This window comes from Desulfobaculum sp. (assembly GCF_054921475.1).
Window position 1 is genome coordinate 1 of sequence record NZ_JBUDSW010000371.1, and the last position, 2544, is coordinate 2544.

The following is a 2544-nucleotide window of genomic DNA, read 5'->3' on the forward strand; positions in this document are numbered from 1 at the left end:
AACCGGGGGATGCCGCCGATAGGACAAATGTGGCGGTGTGGTGTGCGATGGGTCTGTTGCCGTCCGCGCGCCGATGACAGCAGCCTCAAGCGGGAGTACCCGAATGATGCAGCGATGTGGACTACTCATGATGACTGTGCTGGTTGCCGGCCTGCTTGCCGGGTGCCAGTCGCAGCTTCCTGTGGCGTCGTCCTCTCCCATGGAGACGCAGCACAAGATGCAGGCGGCGCGGCACTGGGACATTCTGGCCGAGGACGTTGCGCAGCAGAGCAAAAAGGCCTTGGACGACCGCGTGGAACTGCGCCTGTTGGCCATTGATGTCATCCCTGACGCGCAGGGTCCGTTTGCGGAGGTGTTTCGCGAGCTGCTGCGCTCGCACCTTGTGCACGAGGGGCTGCAGGTGTCAGACAAGGATGAAGGCCAGCTGGAACTGCGCTTTAAGGTGCAGATGGTGAAGCACGGCAAGCGCTTTCAGCGTACGCCGCCGGGGCTTTTGTCGGTGCTTGGCGCGGGCATTGCCGTCAGCCGCGACCTTGGCGCGGACGCTGTCTATGCGGCCAGCGTAGCGGGCATTCTGGCGGACGTGGCCATCGGCACCTTGCCGGGCTACAGCTCGCACGAGGTCATCATCACGTCCAGCATGGTCTGGCGCAACCGTTTCGTGACGCACTCGTCCAGCATTTATTACATCAACGACGGGGATAACCGCCAGTATGGCCAGCCGATTCCGCCCGTTGGGGGCGACGGCCTCCCCGCCTACACCACCAAAAGTATGTCTGTGACCAATAACTAGCGAGGCAGTGAAAGTGTCCATCCGTTCTCTCGTGAAATCCGTTCTCCTGTTCCTGTTCTGCTGCGCCGTTGTGGGATGCACGGTGCGGGACACAAGCCAGCAGGGGGCCACCGGGCCCTACCGCCAGACCGTTGGCGGCTCCTTTGAGGGCGACGCCCTTGTCGCCGGCAGTTTTGTGGCCGCCGACGGGCTGGCCGCCAACCTGAAAAACCGCGTCCCCGAGGGCACGCGCATCCTTGCCGCCACTTTTGTGGACCGTGAGAATTTTGAATCGTCCTCGCCCTTTGGGCGGCTGGTGTCCTCGCAGGTGGTTTCGCGTCTTGTGCAGGCGGGGTATGATGTGATGGAAATCCGGCTGCGCAAGGAAATTGGCGTGCGCGCCGGCGAGGGCGAGTTTGCCCTCACCCGCGAGACCGCGCGCCTGATGCAGCAGAAGTTCGACGCCGAGGCCATCCTTGCCGGGTGCTACACTGTGGACGCGCACAATGTGTTTGTGGCCGCGCAGGTGGTGCGCCTTGATGACGGCGTTATCGTCTCCGCCTACGACTGGGCGCTGCCCAACCGCGGCGTGGTGTCGCGTCTGCTGTCGCCCAAGGCCCCGCAGGAAGACTTTGAGCGCTTGGTGCGGGCGCCCCTTGGCGAAGCGCGCCCCATGGCGCCCGTCAAGCGCGTGGCGGCCCCGGCTGCGCCCATGCGGCAGGAGAATATCACCGACGAGGCGCCTGCCAAGGCCGCCCCGGCCACGCCCAAGACGCAGGGCGAAATATTCCGTTTGTTCCCACCACAGCGCGTGCAGTAGCGCGGGCAGAAGGCAAAGAAAAAGCCCGGAGCGGTATGTACCGTGTCCGGGCTTTTTGTGTGTTGTGTCGGTGTGCGCCTTAGCTGGCCGTGCCGAGACCGCCATCAAAGGCGAGGTTGATGGTCTGGCTGACCTGTACAATAACCTGATTGTCCTTCTCCACGTAGCGGACGTTGCGCTCCGGGTAGAGGGCCATGTCTTCGGCCACAAATTCCCAGCGCTGAACCTCGCGGGCTACTTCTTCATTCAGGACGGGAAAGACGGCGACTGTCACCCATTCGTTATCCATTGCAATCCTCCTAGATGCGCCATCTGGCTAGTTGCCTGCCGCGCCGCCAAGGGCGGGCGTCCACAGGTGGTAAAAGCCGGTGCGGGGCGTGGAGAGGACATCCGGCAGGACAAGGGTTGTCCCGCCTGTGAGGGGTCCAGACCACGAACCGGTGGCGGTGTTGTACAGGTTGTCATCAGGGAAGCGGGTGCGGCGGTAGACCACCACGCGCGCATCCTCAGAAAGTTCGGCAAGGTCGCGGGCCTTGGCAAGGGCGTCTTCGGTATATCCCGTGGCGTCCACCAGTCCCAGCCGTACGGCCTCGTTTGCCATGAGCACACGTGCATCGGCTACCGCGTCTAGCGCCTTCTGGTCAAGTCTTCTCCGCGCCTTCACCGCCTGAAGAAAGCGCGAATTCATGTCGTCTATCATGTTTTGCAGCAGTTTACTCTCCCTTTCGGGGCTGGCGCGGAAGGGGGACCCCATGTCCTTAAGCTCTCCGGATTTGATGACCATGGTCGACACGCCCACCTTTTCCATCAGCCCGTGCAGCTTGGGAACGATGAGCACCGTGCCGATGGACCCCGTCACCGTGGTGGGGTGCGCCACAATGTGGTCCGCCGCAATGCTGACATAATAGCCGCCACTGGCCGCCACATTGTGCATCAGCGCCACCACGGGCCG

At 63.0% G+C, this 2544-nt stretch carries 4 protein-coding genes; 2 read left to right on the plus strand and 2 right to left on the minus strand.

What is annotated here, in order from left to right; all coding sequences use genetic code 11:
* Positions 1-103 precede the first annotated feature (103 nt).
* Together ACY69P_RS16050 and ACY69P_RS16055 are read left to right on the plus strand one after the other, a co-directional pair.
* Positions 104-793 (plus strand): hypothetical protein, encoded by a 690-nt coding sequence (locus ACY69P_RS16050; RefSeq protein WP_462328208.1) that lies wholly within the window; start codon positions 104-106, stop codon positions 791-793.
* Between the two features lie 31 nt (positions 794-824).
* The gene (locus ACY69P_RS16055) at positions 825-1592 is read left to right on the plus strand and encodes a FlgO family outer membrane protein (protein ID WP_462328209.1); all 768 of its coding nucleotides are present in this window, start codon (positions 825-827) and stop codon (positions 1590-1592) included.
* A 79-nt stretch (positions 1593-1671) separates the two neighbouring features.
* Here the strand turns inward: ACY69P_RS16055 and ACY69P_RS16060 are convergent, their stop codons facing one another.
* Positions 1672-1881 (minus strand): hypothetical protein, encoded by a 210-nt coding sequence (locus ACY69P_RS16060; protein WP_462328210.1) that lies wholly within the window; start codon positions 1879-1881, stop codon positions 1672-1674.
* Between the two features lie 27 nt (positions 1882-1908).
* The coding region (locus ACY69P_RS16065) for a S49 family peptidase (RefSeq protein WP_462328211.1) at positions 1909-2544 on the minus strand (636 nt) is incomplete at its 5' end.